17 protein-coding genes are annotated in these 25076 nt (G+C 40.4%); 4 read left to right on the forward strand and 13 right to left on the reverse strand.

The annotated features are described in order from the left end of the window. The first annotated feature begins 309 nt into the window (after positions 1-309). Together HH219_RS06595 and HH219_RS06600 are read left to right on the forward strand one after the other, a co-directional pair. Entirely contained in the window at positions 310-1038 is a 729-nt protein-coding gene (locus tag HH219_RS06595; protein WP_169326971.1) for a transporter substrate-binding domain-containing protein, read from the forward strand. Between the two features lie 160 nt (positions 1039-1198). Continuing rightward, positions 1199-1798, forward strand: a complete 600-nt coding sequence (locus HH219_RS06600; RefSeq protein WP_054206294.1) for a Yip1 family protein — start codon at positions 1199-1201, stop codon at positions 1796-1798. 142 nt (positions 1799-1940) lie between these two features. Here HH219_RS06600 and purF read toward each other — a convergent pair whose 3' ends face one another. The 10 genes from purF to fabB form a co-directional block, all read right to left on the reverse strand. Then, positions 1941-3467 carry an amidophosphoribosyltransferase gene (gene purF, locus HH219_RS06605; RefSeq protein ID WP_054206293.1) on the reverse strand — a complete coding sequence of 509 codons (1527 nt, stop codon included), beginning with the start codon at positions 3465-3467 and terminating at the stop codon, positions 1941-1943. 18 nt (positions 3468-3485) lie between these two features. Then, a complete protein-coding gene (locus HH219_RS06610) occupies positions 3486-3980 on the reverse strand; it encodes a CvpA family protein (RefSeq protein WP_054206292.1) in 495 nt (164 codons plus the stop codon). A 61-nt stretch (positions 3981-4041) separates the two neighbouring features. Further along, positions 4042-4719 carry an SPOR domain-containing protein gene (locus HH219_RS06615; RefSeq protein WP_169326972.1) on the reverse strand — a complete coding sequence of 226 codons (678 nt, stop codon included), beginning with the start codon at positions 4717-4719 and terminating at the stop codon, positions 4042-4044. Positions 4720-4730: 11 nt separating this feature from the next. Next, positions 4731-5996 (reverse strand): bifunctional tetrahydrofolate synthase/dihydrofolate synthase, encoded by a 1266-nt coding sequence (gene folC, locus HH219_RS06620; RefSeq protein ID WP_169326973.1) that lies wholly within the window; start codon positions 5994-5996, stop codon positions 4731-4733. A gap of 23 nt (positions 5997-6019) precedes the next feature. Further along, positions 6020-6895, reverse strand: a complete 876-nt coding sequence (accD, locus tag HH219_RS06625) for an acetyl-CoA carboxylase, carboxyltransferase subunit beta (RefSeq protein ID WP_054206289.1) — start codon at positions 6893-6895, stop codon at positions 6020-6022. A 159-nt stretch (positions 6896-7054) separates the two neighbouring features. After that, positions 7055-7849: a tRNA pseudouridine(38-40) synthase TruA gene (truA, locus tag HH219_RS06630; RefSeq protein ID WP_169326974.1), complete on the reverse strand. Its 795-nt coding sequence runs from the start codon at positions 7847-7849 to the stop codon at positions 7055-7057. 345 nt (positions 7850-8194) lie between these two features. Continuing rightward, complete coding sequence (locus HH219_RS06635) at positions 8195-12628, reverse strand: FimV/HubP family polar landmark protein (protein ID WP_169326975.1); 4434 nt, start codon at positions 12626-12628, stop codon at positions 8195-8197. Between the two features lie 318 nt (positions 12629-12946). Beyond that, complete coding sequence (locus HH219_RS06640) at positions 12947-13963, reverse strand: aspartate-semialdehyde dehydrogenase (protein WP_054203196.1); 1017 nt, start codon at positions 13961-13963, stop codon at positions 12947-12949. A gap of 44 nt (positions 13964-14007) precedes the next feature. After that, the gene (locus HH219_RS06645; RefSeq protein ID WP_169326976.1) at positions 14008-15126 is read right to left on the reverse strand and encodes a 4-phosphoerythronate dehydrogenase; all 1119 of its coding nucleotides are present in this window, start codon (positions 15124-15126) and stop codon (positions 14008-14010) included. Positions 15127-15237: 111 nt separating this feature from the next. Beyond that, the gene (gene fabB, locus HH219_RS06650) at positions 15238-16449 is read right to left on the reverse strand and encodes a beta-ketoacyl-ACP synthase I (RefSeq protein WP_169326977.1); all 1212 of its coding nucleotides are present in this window, start codon (positions 16447-16449) and stop codon (positions 15238-15240) included. Positions 16450-16626: 177 nt separating this feature from the next. On the opposite strand from fabB, the gene mnmC reads away from it, so the two are divergent. Both mnmC and HH219_RS06660 read left to right on the forward strand, forming a co-directional pair. Continuing rightward, positions 16627-18651, forward strand: a complete 2025-nt coding sequence (gene mnmC / locus HH219_RS06655) for a bifunctional tRNA (5-methylaminomethyl-2-thiouridine)(34)-methyltransferase MnmD/FAD-dependent 5-carboxymethylaminomethyl-2-thiouridine(34) oxidoreductase MnmC (protein ID WP_169326978.1) — start codon at positions 16627-16629, stop codon at positions 18649-18651. 71 nt (positions 18652-18722) lie between these two features. Continuing rightward, positions 18723-19061, forward strand: a complete 339-nt coding sequence (locus HH219_RS06660) for a hypothetical protein (RefSeq protein WP_054203200.1) — start codon at positions 18723-18725, stop codon at positions 19059-19061. 13 nt (positions 19062-19074) lie between these two features. On the opposite strand, the gene HH219_RS06665 is transcribed toward HH219_RS06660, so the two are convergent. The 3 genes from HH219_RS06665 to fadI all read right to left on the reverse strand — a co-directional run bounded on the left by HH219_RS06665 (position 19075) and on the right by fadI (position 24926). Further along, on the reverse strand, positions 19075-20847 hold the full coding sequence (locus tag HH219_RS06665; protein WP_054203201.1) for a GGDEF domain-containing phosphodiesterase: 1773 nt from the start codon (positions 20845-20847) through the stop codon (positions 19075-19077). 471 nt (positions 20848-21318) lie between these two features. After that, the gene (gene fadJ, locus HH219_RS06670; protein ID WP_169326979.1) at positions 21319-23616 is read right to left on the reverse strand and encodes a fatty acid oxidation complex subunit alpha FadJ; all 2298 of its coding nucleotides are present in this window, start codon (positions 23614-23616) and stop codon (positions 21319-21321) included. Then, positions 23616-24926 carry an acetyl-CoA C-acyltransferase FadI gene (fadI, locus tag HH219_RS06675; RefSeq protein ID WP_054203203.1) on the reverse strand — a complete coding sequence of 437 codons (1311 nt, stop codon included), beginning with the start codon at positions 24924-24926 and terminating at the stop codon, positions 23616-23618. Before fadI ends, fadJ begins: the two co-directional genes overlap by 1 nt. Between the last annotated feature and the right edge of the window lie 150 nt (positions 24927-25076).

Here is a 25076-nt window from a genome sequence, read left to right on the forward strand (position 1 = left end):
ATGCTTCGTTATCGCCTATTTATTGGGAATAACCACACATCATAGGCTCTGCCTTGCCTAAAAACCAAACACACTGCTGCAAATTCAACCTCGAAAGATAAACAGGCCCTAAAGCTGTTCAATAAATTTAAACCAACATAAACTTATCAAAAATCAGATCCTGCCTTGAAATCCTCCTATCACACGTTATTCTTAAAAATAGTGTTGCCGTCGTTATTAATAGGATCTCAATTGATTAGAAATGGTGTTAACCAGAATAACAAACCTAGCTTGAGCGCTAATAACACACTAAAATCGCCTCCTTTAAATATGTTATCACTGTTCTTTTTTACATGGATACTGGCTTTTCCTGCTTGTGCTCAAACCAAAAAACTTAAAATAGCCATTGGTGATGATCTAGCACCGTGGATCCATAACGACGGGCAATCAGGTATTTTAATTGATATGGTGAAAGACTGCTTGAAGCCAACCAATTATAAACTTGAGTTTATTTCCTTCCCCTATGCCAGACGCCTTACTGCATATAAAATGAATGAAGTTGATGCGGTAATAGATATCAATTCGATTGTTATTGCCAGTGAATCATTAAATGGTTTTTTTACAGGTAACATATATGCCTATGAAAATTTTGCTTTTTCCCTCTCTGAAAACAATTTTTTGGTAAAAAGCATCCCTGATTTAGAGCGCTACTCTTTACTGTCATGGCAAGGTGCAATTGATCGCCTGGGTAGTGAGTATGAAAAAATGGCTAAAGCAAACCCAAAATACCTTGAAACTAGTCGTCAAAATAATCAAGTAAGAATGCTCTTTAAAAAGCGTGTTGACTTTATCCAACTCGACTATCAGATTTACAATTACTACAAAGCAGAATTAATACAAGAAAATGAAATTGACGCTAAGCTCGATGTTTCTTCATTTGCGCTATTTGGTAAAAGTTCGAATGGGCTGCTGTTTAAAAATGAAACATTAAAAGATATCTGCAAAAGCCAGCTAGAAAAACCTATGATGAAACGTAAATATAAAGATGTATCACCGTGAGGCTCGCTTTGCTAATGCCTATTGATAAGGAGTACCACACCGTACTTTGCTTAAAACCCATTTAACCGTTTCTTGACAAGTATCAGTTACTGACCCATAACTTAATACAAGCTGTATAAAAATAAAACAGTGAACTAATTCAGTTTATGGGGCACACATTATGATATTAAACCATTTATGGGGCATTTATGCTCACCCACTCGAAGAGTGGCAAACTATTGATAACCGCCATGAAAGCTTAACTTATAGCTTATCGCATATACTACTAATTGCACTATTCCCATCCGCTATGGGGTATTACTCTTCCGTTTATTTAGGTTGGAGTATTGGTGCGGGTAACCCGGTATTTTTAACGCATGATAGTGCTATATTAATTGCAGGAGCTATGTATATCGCATTAATCATTGGTGTGTTTGCGCTTGCTTATTTAGCTCATTGGATGGCGGTCACTTTTGGGTCAAAACCAACATTTACCCAAACGCTAGAGCTTGCAGCATACACATCAACTCCCGTATTCATGTCTGCATTAGCCGCATTTTGGCCTGTCCTGTGGTTTGTTGTTTGTATAGGAATGATTGCATTAGCATATTCAGTTTACCTGTTGTATACGGGTGTACCTATTTTAATGCATATACCGCAAGAGCGTGGCTTTATTTACGCAAGCTCAGTCGTAACGTGTGGTTTGATTTTACTGGTAATTATTTTAGCCGTGACAGCAATATTATGGACAAATGGCATTGTTGCTCCTATGTTTACATAGAATAAGCGATGTAAAAAAGCATGCTATCTACATAAAACAGGTGTAATACTAAGTAGTAGATTTATTATTTAAATTCCCTTTCCTTCGCAAAAAAGGAGCTAATTTAGCTCCTTTTTTTATGCTTGCAGATTTAACGAGTTAACTAATCTGAACCATTTTCTTCTTGATTGTGTAACTCTAAGCCTGAAGACATCGCACTTTCACGCGTATTTTTTGCTGAATCATTACGCAGTTTTTCAATACGATCTAAATACGCTTGATCTATACCACCGGTAATATATTGACCATCAAATACCGAGGTTTCAAATTTAGTTATCTCTGGATTCTCTTGTGCAACTGCAGCAATCAAATCAGGTAACGATTGGAAAATCAAACCATCTGAACCAATACTTGCATTGATATCTTCAACTTCACGGCCGTGCGCAATAAGCTCTGCCGCTGATGGCATATCAATACCATATACATTAGGGAAACGAATTTCCGGCGCGGCTGAGGCAAAATAAACGTTTTTAGCGCCAGACTCACGCGCCATTTCAACGATTTGCGCTGACGTAGTACCACGTACAATAGAGTCATCAACTAACAATACGTTTTTACCTTTAAACTCACGGTCAATGGCATTAAGCTTTTGACGTACTGACTTTTTACGCATTTCTTGACCAGGCATAATAAATGTACGCCCAATATAGCGGTTTTTAACAAAGCCTTGACGATAAGGTAAATTAAGTACACGGGCGATTTCTAACGCCACATCACATGATGTTTCTGGGATTGGGATAACCACATCAATGTCTTTATCAGCCCACTCTCGTGCTATTTTCTCCCCCAATTTTGTGCCCATATTAACGCGCGTTGCGTAAACAGACATATTATCAATGTTTGAATCTGGACGAGCAAAATATACAAACTCAAAAATACACGGTGAGTACGATGCTTTATCGGCACATGCTTGCGAATAAAACTCGCCAGCTTCAGTTACATAAATAGCCTCACCGGGTGCTACATCACGTACAAACTCAAAACCATCTGTTTTTAGTGCAACACTTTCAGAAGCAAACATATACTCTGTGCCATTTGCAGCTTCACGCTTGCCAAATACCAATGGACGAATACCATTTGGATCGCGAAATGCAACAATACCATGGCCAATAACCATTGCGATGGTTGCATAACCACCTTGAACTTTATTATTAACTTCAGTGACACCATTAAAAATGTCTTCTGGGTCAAGTTTTAGCTTATTTGGTTTGCTGAATTCATGTGCCATAACATTAAGCAGAATTTCAGAATCCGATGTGGTATTTACGTGACGACGAGCCTCTGAGAACAATTGTTCTTTAAGCTGCTCAGCGTTCGTTAAGTTACCATTATGCGCTAAAGCAATACCGAACGGTGAGTTAACATAAAAAGGCTGTGCTTCAGATGAGCTAGACGAGCCAGCTGTAGGATAGCGCACATGACCGATACCAATTGTGCCTTGTAAACGCTTCATATGACGGGTGTGAAATACATCTTTCACTAAGCCATTTGCTTTACGTAAACTAAAGGTGTTGTTTTCAATGGTAATGATGCCCGCAGCATCTTGGCCACGGTGTTGCAAAACAGTTAAGCCATCATAAATCGCCTGATTTACAGGAGATGTTCCGACTATTCCAACGATACCACACATGAAATTTTTCCTCGCCGATTAACGGTTGACCGAATTTAAAAAGCTTGAATTGTTTTCGAGGTATGAAAAAAACCACTCAACAACAAAGCCAAATTCTGGGATCAAAATAGAGTTACCCCACCAGTGCGTATTAGGTGCACCAGTAAAAGCATCAAGAAAGAAGAGTAACGCGCTCACGACCAACACGCCACGAAGTGCACCAAAGACAATGCCAAAGACACGGTCAGTACCAGACAGACCTGTACGTTGTACAAGTTCACCTAGCAGGTAGTTTAACAGTCCGCCTAACAGTAGCGTCGCAAAGAATAATATGGCTATGGCCGCTGCATTTCTTAAAAGGGGTTCAGAAATACTGGTTAGGAAGGATGCTAAATATTGGTAAAACAAACTTGAGATGATAAATGCACCAGCCCATACAGCTAAAGACATTGCTTCTTTTATAAAGCCACGAATCAAACCGATAATAGTAGACAGTGCAATAATGCCAAAAATGGCGTAATCAACCCAGATCATATGAACCAACTAGTCGTTAATTTGGGGCGCATTCTATAAGAGGTTAGCCCTAAATGCCAGATCATTTTGTTACTTCAAACTGTGTCACTTTACCGTTTAGTTTAGTAAGCGCTTTCAATTGTGGTAATTTGCTCTCAAGCTGCGCTTTATCGAGCGACGGGCCCACAAAAACTTTAGTTAAAGTACCATTAGGGGTTTTAACTGGGCGGGTAAACGTTTTAAATCCGTTTGCAGTAAGTTTGGCTTGTAGTGATTTCACATTAGCTGCATGAGAAAAACTACCCAGCTGGATAACATAAGCCATTTTTGAAAGGTTTTCATCTTCAGCACGTTTAGGTTCAGGTTGTTTTACGACAACTTGAGGTTGCTGTTTTATTTCACTGATTGTAGTTTGCTCTGTACTTGCCTCGACCATTTTCCTGTCATTGCCACTATCAATATTCTCTTGCTCGACAGTTTCGACAGTTTCGACAGTTTCGACAGTTTCGACAGCACTCGTAATATCATCATCCGCGATAATGTTTTCAATTTGTGGTTCTTTAGGCTGTTCAGCACTTGCAACACGTTGGTCTAGAGTATCTTGTAGATCAATGGTTTTGAACTCAGGGCGTTCAGGAATAGCTTTAAAGCCTTCTTTGTAATGTACTTTTTCACCATCGAGAATATTTGGAATAAACACGATTGCTGCAATCACCACAATGCTTGTGCCGACTAAACGATTTATAAAACCTGAGTTCATCGGATTTCTCTCTATTTTTTCCAATAATTAATGGCTGCTGCAACAGTTATAAATGAACCAAAAACAATCAATAAAGTTTGCTCATCTAAGCGAGGCAAGACACTATCAAGTGCTATATCAACACTGTCAAATCGTTCAATAGGTGCGTTTGTATTCACAGCATCCATTGATTTTGCAATATTATCTACTGTATCACCCCTAAAACAATCAAGTCCAGCTAATGACCAAGCATCAACCAAAGGGCTAACTTCTTTTAAAACAGCAACTTTGTCTTTATCCGCAAGCATAGCTGCTAACGCATGAATTTTAAAGCCTTTATCTTTGTACTGGGCTAACTTACGCGATAAGTAACGTGCCGACTCAGGGTTATGTGCCACATCAGTATAGACCAGTGGAGATTTACTTAGCTTTTGAAAACGCCCTTCTACAACTAAATCATTTAAACAGCGACGAATAACAGCCTCACTGGGTAATAAACCCAAGACTTTTAAGGTAGTTAAAGCTGTTGCGACGTTTTGACATGGTATTGCAGGCTTATCAAACTCATAGTTAAACTCTTTACACTGCCAACTAAAACGAGTTGCATGCTCAACAAACTTAAAGTCACGTCCTGATAAATGCATCTGTGCATTAATTTTTTTCCCGTAATCAGTTACTGTGTGAGGTATTGCTAAATCACCCACTATCGCTGGTGTATTGGTTCTGAAAATACCCGCTTTGTCATACCCAACTAACTCTCGGGTGTCACCAAGGTATTCTTTATGATCTAAGTCAACTGTGGTGATAACACTAGCAAACGGGGTAACAATATTGGTGGCATCAAAGCGCCCACCTAAACCAACCTCTAGCAGCACGTAATCAACCGCATGGCGTTTAAATATTGCTAAAGCCCCTAAAGTCGCGTATTCAAAATAAGTCAGTGGTGTATCGCTACGGCCCTTTTCGAGCAAATCAAAAGCATCAACATGAAATTGATCATCAAGCTCTGCGCCATTTATACGCACACGTTCGTTATAACGAATTAAGTGAGGGGATGCATAGGTACCAACAGTATGGCCCTGTGCCAAAAGAAGTGATTCTAAACAACGGGCTGTTGTGCCTTTACCATTAGTGCCGGCAATAAGAATAATTTTACTTGAAGTACCAAGTAAACCTACATCGTCGGCAACTTGGGCAACGCGTTCTAAACCCATTGCAATATTTGCAGGGTGAACACTTTCTAAATAACAAAGCCAATCATCAAGGCTTGATGATTGGCTAGGAATATTTTTTGTCATAGCGTGATCAGTAAAGCTGAAATTTACGCTACTCTATGCTCTTGTTCCGTAGAAGGCAAGTTCATAAATTTAGCTAACACGCGCGCAAGTGTGTCACGCATTTCACGACGGTCAACAATCATATCGATTGCACCGTGCTCTAGTAAGAATTCACTGCGTTGGAAGCCTTCAGGTAAAGTTTCGCGCACTGTCTGTTCTATAACACGCGGACCCGCAAAACCAATTAATGCTTTTGGCTCAGCAACGTTTATATCGCCTAGCATCGCTAATGAAGCTGATACACCACCCATTGTAGGGTCGGTCATTACGGAAATAAACGGTAGGCCTTTTTCACTCATTTTAGCAAGTGCAGCACTTGTTTTTGCCATTTGCATAAGCGACATAAGAGCTTCTTGCATACGTGCACCACCTGACGCTGAAAAACAAATAAGCGGCATGTTATGCTCTAAACATTGATCAACAGCATCAACAAAACGTGCCCCTACTACCGATGCCATTGAACCGCCCATAAATGAGAATTCGAATGCAACTGCTGCAACTGGAATACCTTTTAGACGCCCTTTAATTGCGACTAACGCATCTTTCTCACCGCTTGATTTTTGCGCTGCAGTGATACGATCAGAATATTTTTTTGAGTCTTTAAACTTTAAAATATCTTTTGGCTCGTGTTGTGTCCCTAATTCTTGACGTTCACCTTCATCTAAAAAGTGTTCAAGACGTTTACGGCCACTAATACGCATGTGATGATCACACTTAGGACATACATGGAGTGATTTCTCTAATTCAGCTTTATATAGAATTGAATCACAGTCTGTACATTTTGCCCAAACACCTTCAGGGATCTCTTTACGACCTGAAGATTTTGTTGTTTTAGGTAAGATTTTTTCTAGCCAACTCATTTGCAACTCTCTTAATACTATTCGGTGCTTTGCTGCGTTCCTGCCAAGTTATGATGACAGACAAATTTTATCAATTAAAACATGAATTCCACACAGGCGGTATAAAAAACTGGTCTTAGTAGTGAAACCCCTGCAATTAATCGTTTAAATTAACGACAACTAACTGTGTGTCTCAGGCAAAAATAAAGGGCCTAACGGCGTTGACGGTATTTCAAACTCGTCTGGATAATCTACATCGACTAAATATAAACCAGCAGCTTTTGCTGTTGCACTTGCTTTAGCGCGTTCTTTTAAATCAAGAAGCTCTTTAAGCCATACCGGCTCTTGCTTGTGAATACCTATATCAGTTAAACAACCCGTAATATTACGAACCATGTGATGTAAGAATGCATTTGCTTTTATATCAATGATGACATAACTGCCTTGACGCTCAACAGATAAATGATGAATAGTGCGAATAGCCGTATTTGCTTGGCAATGTATCGCGCGAAATGAAGTGAAATCATGCTTACCTATTAAGTACTGACATGCCTCTTGCATTTTTGTCTCATCAAGTGCGTGATGGTAATGGGTAACACCTTCATTAAGGACCGCACCACGAAGTGGATTATTATAAATAACATAGCGATAACGACGTGCAGTAGCACTAAAACGAGCATGAAAATCATCATTAACAGGCTTTGCGAAACGAATAGCGATGTCTTTTGGCAGTAAAGTGTTCATACCTAGGGTAAATGCAACCATATCGCGATCTGCATCAGTGTTAAAATGTATTACTTGCCCTGTCCCGTGCACCCCTGCATCAGTGCGTCCGGCGCAGATGATTTCAACTGGGTGATTACAAATGCGCGATAACGCAGTTTCTACTTCTTGTTGTACACTATTTACATGAGATTGACGTTGCCAACCACTGTAACGGGCGCCATTGTATTCAACTCCAAGTGCTACTCGCATAATAACTGCTTTACCTACTGTGCTAATGAACGGGGCATTTTATGCTATCTCACGCTGCAATAAAAGCGACTCAATGCAAATAAACCTATGGCTGTGGGATGCTGAGTTTTCGATTGCAATAAAAATGGAGGGGAAACTAAGTTTGCCCTCCATTTTTTGTTATGTGGATACTATACCCAAGTCACCTCAAGATGCAGAATTCGCGTTTTAAAGCGATTTATACTGTGATACTTTTATAAGGGATTGATTTTAACAATAGAACCACTATTACTTGCAATCAATGCCTTCTCTAAACCGATTTAAATTCCAACGACGCTCGCATCTCGAGGTGGCTTGGGTATATATTTATATTAATTTTGCTTTAAGACTTTGCGCCTCTTCTTGTACTTCTTCAGGGCCATTTTCAATAACATCATCGATCGCCTCAAGCGCTGCATCCATATCATCTATTTCAATATAAGCACGTGCTAAGTCTAGCTTTGCAGAGTAGCCACCACTTTCAGCATCTACGTCTGTTGGGTTGTCGCCTGCAAGCAAAGCATCAAATTCACTTAAACCGACATCTATATTCACATCATTATAAGGTTCATGATCACTATTTAGATCATCACTTTGCTCAATCAATGAATCAATATCAACGAACTCTTCACCTAACGCACCATCATCAACATTTGTGCTTTTTTCTGGAAGCGATTCTTCTATTTCGGATAGCTCTTCAATTGCGTCTAAATCGTCACTTAATAACGCATTAAAATCAACATCAAATTCAGAGCTATCATCTATCTCTAAATCCTCAGGTTCTCCTAATTCACTTAAAAGTGAATCAAAGTCAGTTTGGGTGAGATCTGCCATGAAATCATCATCAAGCTCCTCATCTGAGAAAGAGCTAAGATCTGACTTCATTTGAGTGTCGTCAGAGTGATCAAATGTGTTATCAAGCTCTGCTGCAAAATCGCTATTTAAATCATCAGCACTTAATTCACTGCCAATAGATTCATCTGCCGGCTTATTTACAGATTCTTTTTCCTGTGTATCAGCTACAGGCTCTTGCTCTTGAACCTCACCACTGAGTAATTCATCTTCAATCAATAATTCATCATCAAAATCATGATCTAAGCTATTTAAATCTTCACCACCTGCCATAGCATTAGCAAGATCTTGTTCTGCTTGACTTAACAGCAGATCAGAAGAGTCATTCTCTTCAATTAAGCTATCATCTTCATCATCAAGCTCGAGATCCGGATACTCACTTAGCTCTTTGCTAGGTGTCACTATCTCATTATTTAAATCTTCATCATCTACAGCTAAATCAATTTCATCGGCAAGTGGATCATCACCTAAATCAATTTCAACTTCTTCTATATCATCATCTAGTTCATCAATGTCAGACCATTGTGGTGTTTCCACATAGTCGTCTTCCTCTTGCAACTCACTAAGGAGCTCATCAACACTTTTTAATGATGGATCGTTATATTCTTCTAATAAATCGTCTTCATCCAATAAATCATCTGCAGAATCCTCACTTACTTCATCCAGCAAGCTATCATCTAAAAGATCTATCTCTGGCTCTGGTTCAACCTCAAACTCTGGTTCAAGCTCTGGTTCAACTTCAAGCTCTGGTTCAACTTCAAGCTCTGGTTCAACTTCTGGCTCTGATTCAACTTCTGGCTCTGGTTCAACTTCAAGCTCTGGTTCAACTTCAGGCTCTGGTTCAACTTCAGGCTCTGGTTCAGCTTCAGGCTCTGGTTCAGCTTCTGGCTCTGGTTCAACTTCAGGCTCTGATTCTTCTTCAAGCTCTGATTCAACTTCTGGCTCTGATTCAACTTCAAGCTCTGGTTCAACTTCTGGCTCTGGTTCAAACTCAGGCTCTGGTTCAACTTCAAGCTCTGGTTCAACTTCAGGCTCTGGTTCAACTTCAAGCTCTGGTTCAACTTCAGGCTCTAGTTCAGCTTCAGGCTCTGGTTCAGCTTCTGGCTCTGATTCAACTTCAGGCTCTGATTCAACTTCAGGCTCTGGTTCAACTTCAAGCTCTGGTTCAACTTCTGGCTCTGGTTCAACTTCAGGCTCTGATTCTTCTTCAAGCTCTGATTCAACTTCTGGCTCTGGTTCAACTTCAAGCTCTGGTTCAACTTCAGGCTCTGGTTCAACTTCAGGCTCTGGTTCAGCCTCTGGCTCTGGTTCAGCTTCTGGCTCTGGTTCAACCTCAAGCTCTGGTTCAACCTCAAGCTCTGGTTCAACCTCAAGCTCTGGTTCAACTTCAGGCTCTGGTTCAACTTCTGGCTCTGGTTCAGCTTCTGGCTCTGGTTCAACTTCTGGCTCTGGTTCAACTTCTGGCTCTGGTTCAACTTCTGGCTCTGGTTCAACTTCTGGCTCTGGTTCAACTTCAGGCTCTGGTTCAACTTCTGGCTCATCGGCTAAGCTCGATACTAGTGATTCTACTTCATCTAGATTAAGCTCATCTTCAACACCTGATAATTCATTCATTGAATCAGAAAGGGCTTCATCTAAATCAGTATTGTGATCAACATCATCGATTAAACTATCAATATCGTCTAAGTCAAAATCAGTGTCGTCTTCATCGACCAGCTCTGTTGGTTTTTCAGGCTCTGCGGCTGCGTCATCAATTAAGCTGTCAATGTCGTCTAAATCAAAATCAGTATCGTCTTCATCGACTAACTCTGCTGGTTTTTCAGGCTCTGCGGCTGCGTCATCAATTAAGCTGTCAATGTCGTCTAAATCAAAATCAGTGCCGTCTTCATCGACTAACTCTGTTGGTTTTTCAGGCTCTGCGGCTGCGTCATCAATTAAGCTGTCAATGTCGTCTAAATCAAAATCAGTGTCGTCTTCATCGACTAACTCTGTTGGTTTTTCAGGCTCTGCGGCTGCGTCATCAATTAAGCTGTCAATGTCGTCTAAATCAAAATCAGTGTCGTCTTCATCGACTAACTCGGCTGGTTTTTCAGGCTCCGCGGCAGCATCATCAATAAGGCTATCAATGTCGTCCAAGTCAAAATCAGTGTCGTCTTGATCGACTAACTCGGCTGGTTTTTCAGGCTCTGCGGCAGCGTCATCGATTAAGCTGTCAATGTCGTCCAAGTCAAAATCAGTGTCGTCTTCATCGACTAACTCTGTTGGTTTTTCAGGCTCTGCGGCAGCATCATCAATAAGGCTATCAATGTCGTCCAAATCAAAATCAGTGTCGTCTTCATCAACTAACTCGGCTGGTTTTTCAGGCTCCGCGGCAGCATCATCGATTAAGCTGTCAATGTCGTCTAAGTCAAAATCCTCATCGTTATTATTAAGTACATCAAGTTCTGGCTCTTCGTTAACAGAACTTTGTGCATCGATGAGTTCATCTATATCAAAGTCATCATCTTCACTAGCAAGTTCTTCACTGAGCGCAGCAAGGGCATCATCTGATTCTAACTCATCGAGGGAATCATCAATTTCCCCGTTTGCAGGCGCAGAAGAGCTGTCAACGGCATCTTCTGCAAATAAGTCATCTAGGTCTTCTGCACTTAAAATATCCCCGTCACCTTTTTCGGCATCAAGATCCAAGTCGATATCATCGCCTAAACTATCATCGTCTTGTTGGTCAAAATCTTGCTGCATGAAGATATCTAACTCATCATCTTCTTTGACTTCATCATCAAATACAATGTCATCACTTAATAGACCATCGAGTTCGTCTTGATTTAATAGACTGTCGCCATCTTCAAAATCGTCATCAATACTGTCATCAAAAATAATGTCATCATCAGGCAGCATATCGCTGTCTAAGTTATCATCGAGTTGGACACTTAAATCATCTTGTACTGGATCAGGAATGATAGGATCTATTGAGGGGCCTAAATCAATATCTTCGTCTGGAACATAACTAGGGCTTTGTGGTAAAAACTCATCGTCGTCAATTACTTCATCTTCTTTATTACGTTTACGTAAAAACATCACCACTGCAAAAACAATTAATAAAGCCGGTATCGTCATTAGTAAAATAAGAACAAACGGATTTGCCAATAACGCGGCAAAATCAAACTCACTCTCCTCTTGTTGCTTTTTTACCTTTTGCTGCTCTATAAACTCATTTTGCTTTGCAATTAACTCTTTTAGTTGCTGCTGAATTTCACTATCTTGTCCTAGCTGATTTCGCACTTTTTCGAGCTCTTTAGAAATACCGGTTAGCTGCTTTTTTAAATTATTATTTTCAACTAAGATCTCTTCAACATTTTCAACTGATGATTTAAATTGCTTTTGCAACTCAACAAGTTGCGTACCTTGCTCGGTTTTTATCGTGTTGATTTCTTGTTTTAATTCTTTTTTTGCTTCGTCAACATCAACTTTTCGCGCTTGTGTTACTTTTGTTTTGGAGCTTTCGATATCACTTTGGGTTAATGTTCCGTTTTTCTTTTTATCCCATAAGTCATCATCTTGCTCAGATCGTTGTTTTGCTAATTGAGGGCTAATGTTACGAATTTCGCGTAGTGTAGGTATTTTGAGGTACGCGCCATCACGCATATGATTTAGATTTTGATCTAAAAATGAATTGGGGTTTTTCTCATATAATGCCTGCATCACCTGATAAATACTTACTGAGTTATCTGGTCGCACTTTCGCTGCAATACGCCATAACGTATCGGTTGGCTTTATTGGTCCAATTGAACGCCCTTGAACGCCGTAATCAACGCCTTTAGGCCCTTTTAGTTGGGTGCCGTCTTGGGAGTATATTGGTGTTGCCACCAATGCAGACGCTAATAAGAGGAGTGTAGCTAAACCGCGCATGCTGATCCTTTAATGTTTAAATGTTAACGCAGCACCTAAAAAACAGGCGCTTAAACATTGATTATTTCTTGCAGAAATAACTGACATAAATAAAATAGTTAATTCAATTTTCCTGCAAGCTCTATTCCAGTTGCAAACTATAAACCAGTTGCGTCTTTATATCTATCGCAACACTTTGATACTTAATAGCTTAAATTTTATCAGCCGGAAGAGTTTTTATAGTTATTGTTAAGTTTATACGCTTTTAGCCATCATGCGGCAATTATTTGGCAGTTTAAAAATAAAAAAGCGGCAATTTGCCGCTATTTCTACTTATTCTTAAAGATAATTTGCAATAAGCTCTTCAGCTATTTGTACACTATTAGTAGCTGCGCCTTTTCGGGTATTATCGCTAACAACCCACATATTTAAACCATGCGGGTGCGAAATATCTTGACGTAAACGCCCTACATAAACAGTATCATTACCGCTTGCATCTGATACTGGCGTTGGATAATCACCTTCATCTTCAATAAGTTCAAGGCCCGGGGCATCTTTGAGTAACTGCTTAACATGTTCAAAATCATATGGCATGCGTGTTTCAATGTTTATCGCTTCAGAATGACCAAAAAACACAGGTACTCGCACACATGTTGGGTTTACTGCAATAGTAGTGTCACCCAATATTTTATGGGTTTCATTAACCATTTTCATTTCTTCGCGCGTATAGCCGTTATCTTCAAACACATCAATTTGTGGGATTACATTGAATGCCATCTGCTTTGGAAATACTTGGCTATCAACTGGGCGCGCATTCATTAGATTTGCAGTTTGTTTTGCAAGCTCATCAACGGCTTCTTTGCCAGCACCCGATACTGCTTGATAGGTCGATACATTAATACGGTCAATACCGTACGCATCGTATATCGGCTTTAATGCCACCATCATTTGAATCGTTGAGCAGTTAGGATTGGCAATAATATTGCGGTTTCTGAAATCAGCCAAACTTGCAGCATTAACTTCAGGCACAATCAATGGTACTTCAAAGTCATTTCTAAAATGTGATGTGTTATCAATAACTATACAGCCCGCATCAGCTGCAATCGGTGCATATTTTTCTGACACACTGCCACCAGCTGAAAACAAGCCAATATGCGCTTGACTAAAGTCAAAACCTTCAACATCTTGCACTTCTATAGTTTCACCACGAAACTTAATATCTTCACCGGCACTGCGGCTGCTTGCCAATAAAAATAATTGATCAACAGGAAACTTACGATCTTCTAACGTTTCAATAATTTGGCGGCCAACAAGACCTGTAGCACCAAGTACGGCAACATTATATTTTTGTGACATGTGTATTCCTCTATTAACAACCGCCCTTATGGCCATTGTCTAAATTATATTAAGTTAAACCCGAGCGCCGCTAGTACATCTGCATGCTGATTTGCGCCTGTGATATTTAGCGTGCTGAATTCACGCCTAATTGGATAGTTTTTTCTAAGGCTATCAAAACCTTGATTTACCAAATCTCGTCGTAAAATACCGTCATCTCGGCGCACATCATAGATAAGATGAATAAGTTGACCAAGATCAGGTATATCAAATGTTTCCTGCAGGTTAATATCCGTAATACTTGGTACAGGTAAAAAATCAGCTAAGGATTTCTTCGCTTCGACCTTTTCAAGTTCACATAGCTTTTGATACAGCATTTGTGTACCACGTGCTTTACCTTCAAGTGTGTGCCCTGCAATATGCACACTTGCCAATCGTGTATATTCAAGAAGCTCAGTTAATATTGTGGGTTCGTTTTCCCATACGTCAATAACTAAATCAAGTTGTGCACCATCTTGCATTACCTCAAGCAAGGCTTGATTATCAATAACGTCGCCTCTGCTGGCATTGATGATAATAGTACCGGCTTTGAGCGCTAACAAACGTGCTTTATTCAGCAAATGCAACGTGCTGTGTTTGCCTGTTTTTATCAAAGGAACATGAAATGTTACGATGTCAGATTGAGTTAGTAGCAACTCTAGATCTTGATGTTCATCAAGCTGCCCGGCTTCATATTTAGGTGGATCGCACACTAATACGGTGACATTTAGCGCTTTTAACTTTTCACGCAAACAACTACCTATGCTTCCAACCCCAACAATACCAATTGTCTTGCCTTCAATACTACTTGCATTTTCTTGGCACAAAGCAAAAATACTACTAATTACATATTCAGCAACTGCTATTGCATTACACCCAGGCGCACTTGTAAATGCGATATTACGATCTTTTAAAAGTGCGGTGTCTATATGATCGATACCAATGGTTGCAGTACCTACAAACTTCAATTTATTTGCACTGTGAAGCAATGTGCTATTAACCTGCGTAACTGAACGCGTAAGTAATACATCAACATCGATTAACTGTTCACTTTGTAAAGTACGCCCATCGAAACGCGTTACTTCACCAAAATCAGCAAAGTATTGCTCAACAAGTGGCATATTTTGATCAGCAAGTATTTTCATTAACAAATCCTGTTGGCACGAAGAGCCGCCATTGTAACGAACATAGCCGGCTTTGAAAACGAAAAAGCCGAGCAAGTTGCTCGGCTTCTAAACTAACTAACTTTTGACTAATTAGCCTTTATATTTACTCATCACTAGCGTGGCGTTAGTGCCACCAAAACCAAAGCTGTTAGACATAACAGTATTTAGCTCAACATCTTTACGCTCAGTGATAATGTTTAAGCCAGCAGCTTGTTCATCAAGTTCATCAATATTGATTGAAGGTGCAACAAAACTGTGCTCTAACATCAGTAGTGAGAAAATAGCTTCATGCACACCAGCAGCGCCCAGTGCATGCCCGGTCATTGCTTTAGTTGCACTGATCATTGGTGAATTACCACCGAATACTTCTTGAATTGCACCTAATTCTTTCACATCACCTACAGGTGTCGATGTACCATGAGTGTTTAGGTAATCAATGCTATCTACATCTTGCATTGCTTGACGCATACAACGTGCCGCACCTTCACCTGATGGAGCAACCATGTCATAGCCATCAGATGTTGCACCGTAACCAACAATCTCAGCATAAATATGTGCGCCACGAGCAAGTGCATGTTCTAACTCTTCAACAACAACAATACCGCCACCGCCAGATATAACAAACCCATCGCGGTTTGCATCATATGTGCGTGACGCTTTTTCAGGCGTTTCGTTATATTTAGTAGAAAGTGCGCCCATTGCGTCAAATTCCATTGCTAGCGTCCAATGTAACTCTTCACCGCCACCTGCAAAAACAACGTCTTGCTTGCCTAATTGGATTTGCTCTACGGCATTACCAATACAGTGTGCAGAAGTTGCACATGCTGAGCTGATTGAGTAGTTAACACCTTTGATTTTAAACGGTGTTGCTAAACATGCTGACGTTGTACTTGCCATTGTACGCGGCACCATGTAAGGGCCTACACGTTTTACGCCTTTTTCACGTAAAATATCGGCCGCTTCTACTTGCCATTTAGATGAACCACCACCAGAACCTACAATAATACCAGTGCGTTCATTTGATACTTGCTCATCAGATAAACCTGAATCATCTATTGCTTGTGCCATCGAAATATACGAATAAGCAGCAGCATCACCCATAAAGCGCATTGCTTTACGGTCAACAAACTCTTTAACGTCAATATCAATTTTGCCTGATACATTACTACGTAATTTATATTCAGCAAATTCTGGGTTAAAAGCGATGCCGCTTTTACCTGTTTTTAACGATTCTAATACTTCTTCTTTGTTGTTACCGATGCTTGATACAACACCGATGCCCGTAATAACGGCTCTTCTCATGGGTAATTACCTTAGCTTAATACTAAATTGTGTTCTATTTTACGCTGAAATGTACAACGAAGTGGTCAGCTTTCTAGCGTACACCTGTACTCTGAACCTCTAGCTTATAAATAACGCCAGACTATTTCAAAGAAAACACGTAAAATAATGAAAAAAAGTACTCATTAATTGCATACCATGATCAAAAACGCTGAAATTCACTTTAATCACTTAGGTACACCTATTGCAGACAACTTTAATGATGTCTATTTTTCAAACGATGATGGCCAAGCAGAGTCTGATTATGTTTTCTATCAGCAAAATAATATGCCTCATCGATTACAAAATCATGACCGACCTCATTTTGTTATTGGTGAAACAGGTTTTGGCACTGGGCTTAACTTTTTAAATACATGGCTGCAATTTAAAAATTATCTAACCAGTAGGCAACATCATAATCTAGAAGTTCACAACTCAGTACAACAAAATGTCCAGCGCTTACATTTTATTTCCTTTGAAAAGTACCCTATTAAAGCTGACGATCTAAAAAAAGCGCTGCAAGTATGGCCGACTTTAGCGTTACAGAGTAAACAGTTACTCGCAAAATACCCTATAAATTTAGCCGGCTGTCACCGTCTTGAATTTGAAAATGGTCAAGTTGTACTCGATTTATACTTTGGCGATGTTCTAGATTCACTTGCTGGCATAAGTTACCCGCAAACAGGTATTATAGATGCCTGGTACCTAGATGGTTTTGCACCAAGTAAAAACCCCGAGATGTGGCAACCAGCCTTATTTAATGCAATGGCAGATATTTCTCGCACTAATGCCACATTAGCAACATTTACAGTTGCCGGCGTTGTACGCAGAGGCCTTTCAGACGCTGGGTTTTCAGTACAAAAGGCGAAAGGACATGGCTGTAAAAATGAAATGTTGATTGGCCATTTGCCTCATGCTAATAAAGCACAATCTGCTCCAGCTTACTTTACTCACCAGCAGAGCTCGCTTAAAAATGTAGCTGTTATTGGCGGAGGCATTGCCAGCAGTGCTGTTTTATATAGCTTGGCTAAACGCGGCTGTAACAGCCAACTATTTTGCCAAGATCCGCAACTTGCAATGGGCGCCTCTCATAACGTACAAGGTGCGATTTACCCACATTTACAAGCAAAGAACTCCCCACACAGTGAGCTTTTTGCACACAGTTTTTTATACGCTAAACGACTCTACCAACAGCTCATAGACAATGGCTTTAATTATGACCATCAATGGTGTGGCGTATTACAACATGCGATAAAACAGCCATTAGCTGAGCGTCATCAAAATATTGAAAATAAGCAGCTATGGCCAAATGAATTAATGCACAGTGTGACCCCAGGTCAAGGCGATAAAATTGCAGGTGTCAGCACTGGCTACTCTGGCGTGTACTTTGAATTAGGAGGCTGGGTTAATCCCCCCCAGTTAGTCAATGCCCTTTACCAACAAGCTCATGCACTAACTCCGATCCAAAGCCATTTTAATTGTGATATCGACAAGCTTGAAAAAACACCACAAGGTTGGCTATTACAGAGCCAAGGGCAACAATTTGGCCCATTTAGTGACGTTATTATTTGTGCCGGTGAGCACAGTGACCGATTTGAACAAACTAAGTCACTGCCTATTGTTGGTGTGCGAGGTCAAGTCTCGCACGTACAAGCAAGTGCAGCCTCAACAAAACTCAAAACTGTACTCTGTCATAAGGGTTATTTTACCCCTGCGTATTTAGACCACCATTGTATGGGCGCAACCTTTGAAAAAAACACCAAAAGCCGTGCCGTTACAGAGCAAGACAACACCACCAATCGCGAGCAGTTACTTAACTTTTATGGGCAAACAGAGTTTGCTAGTAGCTTAGGTGCTATCACGGCCGCCAAAGCCGCTGTACGCTGTAGTTTTATTGATCACCTTCCAATGGCTGGGGAATGGGCACAGCAAAGTGATTATATACATGCGTTTGCCAACTTACGCTCAGGAAAGCGCTATCAATACCAGCCATTACAAAAGCCGCTACAAGGCTTACATATACTTACAGGCTTTGGTGCTAGAGGTTTATGCAGCGCGCCACTGTGTGCGGAGCAATTAGTGGCTGTACTTAACGATGAACCACACCCTTTAAGTGAACGAGTAAGTCAGGCAATTCACCCTGCCCGTTTTATTGTAAGAGACTTAATTCGTAATAAAATTTAAGTTAGGTGACAACAAGCTAAAATTTAGACACAATCAGATAAAAGACTGGGATAAATTTTTTAAGGGATCTAATGACTAAAATTATAACGCCATTATTATTAGCTATAAGTTTGAGTTCGTTTACGTGTGCAGCAAACCTAGAAAGCGTACCGTTACCTGCTGACTTTAAACTCTCATTAACAGTTGCTGATGACTACCCGTTAGTACAAACAGGCTATGTGGCACAATCAGTGAGTGAAGTAAGTGCATTTTATCAAAAAACACTTGGTAACCCTGATCTTATAAAAGGCGATAGCTTGCGCCGTACTTTATTTTATACATTAGAGAGTAAAAAAATACGAATTAGCTTATACACCCAAACCACTCAAAATTACGTTACAGAGGTTGCCATTATGGTAAGCAAACCATAGCGCCTTACAAAGGTCAACACGCCCTGAGTAACGCTGTAAAATCTTCAGCACTGAGAGGCTTTGAAAAAAAGTACCCCTGATACAATTGACACCCCTCTTGTTTCAGTAATGCTAATTGCTCTGGTGTTTCAACGCCTTCTGCGATAGTGCCCATCCCTAAGTTTTGCGCAAGTTGAATTATAGTTCGCACCACCATGTGGTCTCGTCGATTGGTCGTACAATCATCGATAAAGCGCTTATCTATTTTTAAAATATCCAGAGGTAACAAGCTCAGCTGACATAGTGAAGAATAAGCAGTACCAAAATCATCAAGCGACAGGGTTAAACCAGCATTTTTCAACGCAGTCAGTACACGAATGTTGTCATTCGCATTTGCCATCAAAGCAGTTTCTGTTTGCTCTATTTCTAAGCAGCTTGTAGTGCAATTATTACGTGCTAATGCGCTTGTTAGCTTATCTAAAAACAGTGGGTCTTGTAGTTGTATCGCTGACACGTTAATTGCAACACTTTCAATGTTAAACTGTTTTTTCCAATGAGCTATTTGCTGGCAGGCTGTTTCGGTGATCCACTCACCAATCGGGTTTATTAAACCAGTTTGTTCTGCTATTGGAATAAATTCAACAGGGCTAATAAACCCCAATTGAGGGTGGAACCAACGAATTAAGGCTTCAGCCGATTTGATTTCACCCGTCGTGATACACACTTTAGGCTGATAATGAAGAGCGAGTTCACCACGCTCCGTCGCAAACTTTAAATCGTTCTCTAACCGGTAGCGTCGTAGCGTTTGCTTTGTAAGCTGGCTTTGATAAAACGAAAAATCATTCTTGCCCACTGCTTTTGCATGGTACATGGCCATGTCAGCATTGCTACATAAAATTTCTATTTCAGTCGCATCTTCAGGAAAGATTGCGATACCGATACTTGCCGTTAACTGGTAGTTTTTTGCTTTTAATAAGTAGCTCGGTTTACTCAATGTGTGAATCGCATTGGCTAATGCACGAGCAACCTGTTTGGAGTTATTACTTGGTGTTGTGATAAAAGCGAACTCATCGCCACCTATACGAAATAATAGCGAATCTTCATCTATCAATTGACTAAAACGATCTGTCACCATTTTTAATGCACTATCACCAGTCAGGTGACCTAGCTGATCATTTACTTTTTTAAAGCCGTCTAAATCAATTATTAGTAATGAAAAGTTTAGCGTTGCATCTTCTCGGCATTGCTCTTTAAAAAACAGCAATACCTCAAAAAACTTTTTTCGATTACCCAACCCCGTTAAGTAGTCCGTATAGCTCTCAGTACGAAACAACTCCATTTGCGAGTGAGTTTTACGCTGAAAATAGGTCATGATTGTCGCAAATGAGGTGATAACTATCATCTCGACCCCATCTTCAATAATGTCTAAAAATTCAGCCGCATTAATAGAGGAGACATACGCACTTAATAGTAAAACAGCAATAGGGATAGGAAGCATGGAACCCGGGAAAACCATTAAATATAATAATGGGATCAATAAGTACACTTCTTCTATTACTTCTATATCAAGATGGAATAATAAGCCCACCATAAAAATAAATAAAAAGGATATTGCAGCTAAACCTTGTTTATAGCGCACATTAGAAAGAGCAAAAGCTAAGCCAAGAGTTACTAAAAACACCACGTAAGAAAGCTGTGCAATTAAAGGCTGATCAAACCGTAAAATAACAAAAGCGACTGTTGCTAAAGTAAGCGAAAAGCCAACTGCTAATAATTTTTTTGATTTAAGAAAGCCCATTTTAAACATTTAATATTCCACGATTAATTACTTTGTAAGTATACCCAAACCACCTCAAGATGCGAGTTTCAGTTGGAATTAAAAGCGATTTAGGCAAGGCATTGATTGCAAATAATAGTGGTTCTATTATTAAAATCAATAACGCAGTATAAACCGCTTTTAAACCAACCCTTTGGGCGTTTCACAGGCACTTACTCTCATCGTTGTTACTTCTTAAAAGGGATGGCCATTCTTGCAAAGTAACGCCTTGATATTAAGCCCCTGTGAAACGCTGAATTCTGCATCTTGAGGTGGCTTGGGTATATATGTGAAAAATAGAACTTTTTATTATTTTTTATTCTCCTGTCTGTGTTCCTTAAAATAGTTCGCTATATCCTTAATTGTACAAACTTTTTTAGTGGTTTTTTGAGCTGTCATTTTAAAAAGACATAAAAAAACGCACTAATACTAAAGTGCGTTTTTATAAATAAAAATTAAAGATTAAGACTTTTTATCGGTACCTTCACACGCTGAGTGCACGACATTAGTGTCAGTTTCACTATTTTCAGCGTCCTCTCTTTCAGCGTTAGTAACAGTCGCTTCTGAGCTCTCAATGTCAGTAGCTTCATCTTTGCTAATTGCGTCATCAACTACGGTTGTTTCAACAATATTTTGCTGTGTTTGAGCTGGTACTACTTGATAAAAACGCCCACCAGCATCAGCCATTGCAACCAAGGGTGCACACGGCGCAAATACCGGATTAAAATTAGCAAACGTCGCCATTTCTGAGCTTACTTTATCCGCACCAAGCTTATCCATATAACTAAATGGACCACCTAAAAATGGTGGGAAGCCAATGCCAAATATAGCACCAATATCACCATCGCGAGGACTGGCGATAATGCCTTCATCTAAACAGCGCGCTGCTTCGTTAAGCATTTGTGCAACGCAACGCTGAGCTATCTCACTCTTGTTTAAACGTGGTGATGGGCTCACGCCAAGTAATTCGTAAACTGACTCGTCTACTTTTTTGCTCTTTTTATCGTATAGATAAAAACCACGACCCGTTTTACGGCCTAAGCGTTTCGCATCAATTAAACGCGAAAATGCATCTGGCGCTTTAAAACGATCGCCCAGTTCTTTTTCAAGAATTGGGGCAATTTTAGAGCCTATATCAATCCCTACTTCATCAAGTAAAGCGAGCGGCCCAACAGGGAAACCAAACTCAACAAGCGCAGCATCAATTTTTTCAATTGGCTCGCCTGCAAGTAATAAATTTGCAGCTTCATTCACATAAGGGGCAAGAATACGGTTTACATAAAAACCCGCTTTATCTTTTACCACAATCGGCGTTTTACCTTGCTTACGGGCAAAGTTAACAATCCGCGCAATGGTCTCTTGCGACGTACCTTCATGTGGAATGATTTCAACCAATGGCATTTTCTCAACCGGTGAGAAGTAATGTAAGCCAATCACATTCTCTGGACGGGCCGCTTCTGCCGCTATTTGTGAGATAGGCAATGATGACGTGTTACTAGCAAAAATAGTGTTTGCTTGGCATTCACGTTCAACATCAGCAACCATGCCCTGTTTAAGGCTTAAATCTTCAAATACCGCTTCAATCACTAAATCAATGTGCTTAAAACCACTGTAATTAGTTGTGCCAGTAATGCGATTCATTGTTTGTTGCAGTTCAGCTGTAGATAAAATGCGACGCTTTTGCTTTTTATCTAAAATTTTATAGCTGTAATTCATGGCATTACTAATGCCCTGCTCTGCTACATCTTTAATGCGCACTAATACACCCGCTTTTACAGCACTGACATGGGCAATGCCTGCGCCCATTAAACCGCCACCTAACACTGCTGTTTTGGTGATCGCTGGTGCGTCATCGTTACGCCATTCTTTTTTCATTTCGGTGGTAGCAAAAAAGATCCCACGTAATGCTTTAGACTCGCTACTCATCACTAACGTAGCAAACCCTTCGGCTTCTGTTTTATAAGCTTTTAGCTCATCAAGCTCTACACTGGCGCGTATTGCTTTAATGATAGCCAGTGGCGCCGGGTAATGACCACCGGTTTTCTTCAGTACGTTTTCTTGTGCTTTTTTAAAAATGATATTGCGACCAAATGGATTTGACTCAAGCAATTGGCTAACACGATCAAGCTTGGGCTTACTCGCTTTTGCCTTGCCTTTTAACGCAAACTCTTTGGCCACTTTTAGCAATACAGTTTGAGGGACACAATCATTCACTAAGCCTGACTTTTTAGCTTGTTTAGCGCGTATTTGTTTACCTGTTAGTGTCCACTCTAGGGCTTTTTGCAAACCAACTAATTTCGGTAAGCGCTGAGTACCACCACCACCAGGTAATAGACCAAGCTGCACTTCAGGTAAGCCTAGCTTGGTAATATCGCTGTCAGTACACACGCGGTAATCACACGCTAAAGCAAACTCCAAACCACCACCAAGCGCTGCACCATGAATAGCACTGACGGTTGGAAACGGCAGTTTTTTCATATCAAAAAAGGCACGGTGACATAGCTCGCTGATCGCTAATGCATCTTCGCGACGCTCTACGCTATCCAGCATTTTCACATCGGCGCCGGCGATAAAGTTATCGCTTTTACCACTGATAAATACCATGCCTTTAACTGACTGCTGTTTCGCGTCATCAAGCAACGTTTTTAAATCATCGGCAAAGGTATCGCGCAGGGTGTTCATTTTTTCACCCGGCACATCAATAGTAACTACGGCAATACCGTTATCATCAACATCTAAACTAAATACAGACTGTGTCATTACGCACTCTCCAATACAAAAGCTGCACCTAACCCACCTGCGGCGCATGCAGTTGTTAGTGCTAAGCCACCACCTCGGCGGTTAAGTTCGTGTAAACTTTGGGTGATAAGTCGTGCGCCAGTTGCTGCAAATGGATGCCCATATGCAAGCGAGCCGCCCATAACATTAAACTTATCCATGTTAATCTCACCAATCGCTTTACTGCGACCGAGTTTTTCTTGTGCAAATTTATCAGAGGCGAACATTTTCATATTTGCTAGCGTTTGCGCTGCAAATGCTTCATGCATTTCAATTAAATCAAGATCTGCAAGCGTAATACCTGCTCTTGCTAATGCGATAGGCGTAGAATGTGCAGGCCCCATTAACATGTCTTCATTTACGCCAATAGCAGAGAACGCAAAACTACGCACATACCCTAAAATGTTATAGCCTAATGCTTTAGCTTTGCTTTCGCTCATCATCAGTACCGCAGCCGCACCATCTGTTAGTGGTGTTGAGTTTGCAGCGGTTACAGAGCCATGTTGACGGTCAAATGCAGGCTTTAATTTAGCATACCCTTCAACCGTTGAGTTATGACGAATATTATTATCTTGCTCGATAAAACTTTTATACGGCGGTAAATGCGCAGTCATAACTTCATCGGCAAGCTTGCCATCTGCCCATGATTGGCTAGCAAGTGTGTGTGAGCGATGCGCAAGCGCATCTTGATCTTCACGGCTAATATTATGAGTTTTTGCCATTTGCTCAGCAGTCTGACCCATAGATAAACCCGTCGAGTATTCTGCAACAGCAGGTGGTACAGGAAGTAAATCTTTTAAACGCAATTTTGAGAATATTTTTAAGCGTTGTCCAAGTGTGCGCGCTTTATTTAAATCAACAAGGCTGCCAGCTAGTTTTTTGCTTACGCCAATTGGCAATACCGATGACGAATCAGCGCCCCCCGCAATACCCACTTGTACAGAGCCTGCCATAATCGACTCAGCTACATTAGCTATTGCCTGAAAACTAGTTGCACAGGCGCGTGATACTGAGTAAGCATCAACGGATACTGGCATACCAGTACCTAATACGATTTCGCGGGCAATATTTGGCGCTTCTGGCATTTGCACTACTTGGCCAAATACTAATTGATCAATTTCAGATTTATCAAAGTTAAGGCGTTCAAGCATTTCGTTAACCACTAACTTGCCCATATCAAGGGCTGGTACATGGTGAAATGCAGTTGCTTGTTTAGCAAATGGTGTACGTAGACCACTGACGATGGCAATACGATCGCCCTTTGCTGTTTTTAGTATGTTTTGCTCAGACATTAATGCTCTCCCGCTGACAGGTCTGACCTGTTTATTTTCCTCGATTCTAAACAACCCGTGTACTAAAGCCAATAGAGAAATTGAAAATAGTATAATTAGTTACCAACAATAGGCTTTTTTTAGCGTATTTACAAAAAATACCTGTATTTC

The sequence above is a fragment of the Pseudoalteromonas sp. NEC-BIFX-2020_015 genome (genome assembly GCF_012952265.1).
Classification (GTDB): Bacteria; Pseudomonadota; Gammaproteobacteria; order Enterobacterales; family Alteromonadaceae; genus Pseudoalteromonas; species Pseudoalteromonas neustonica.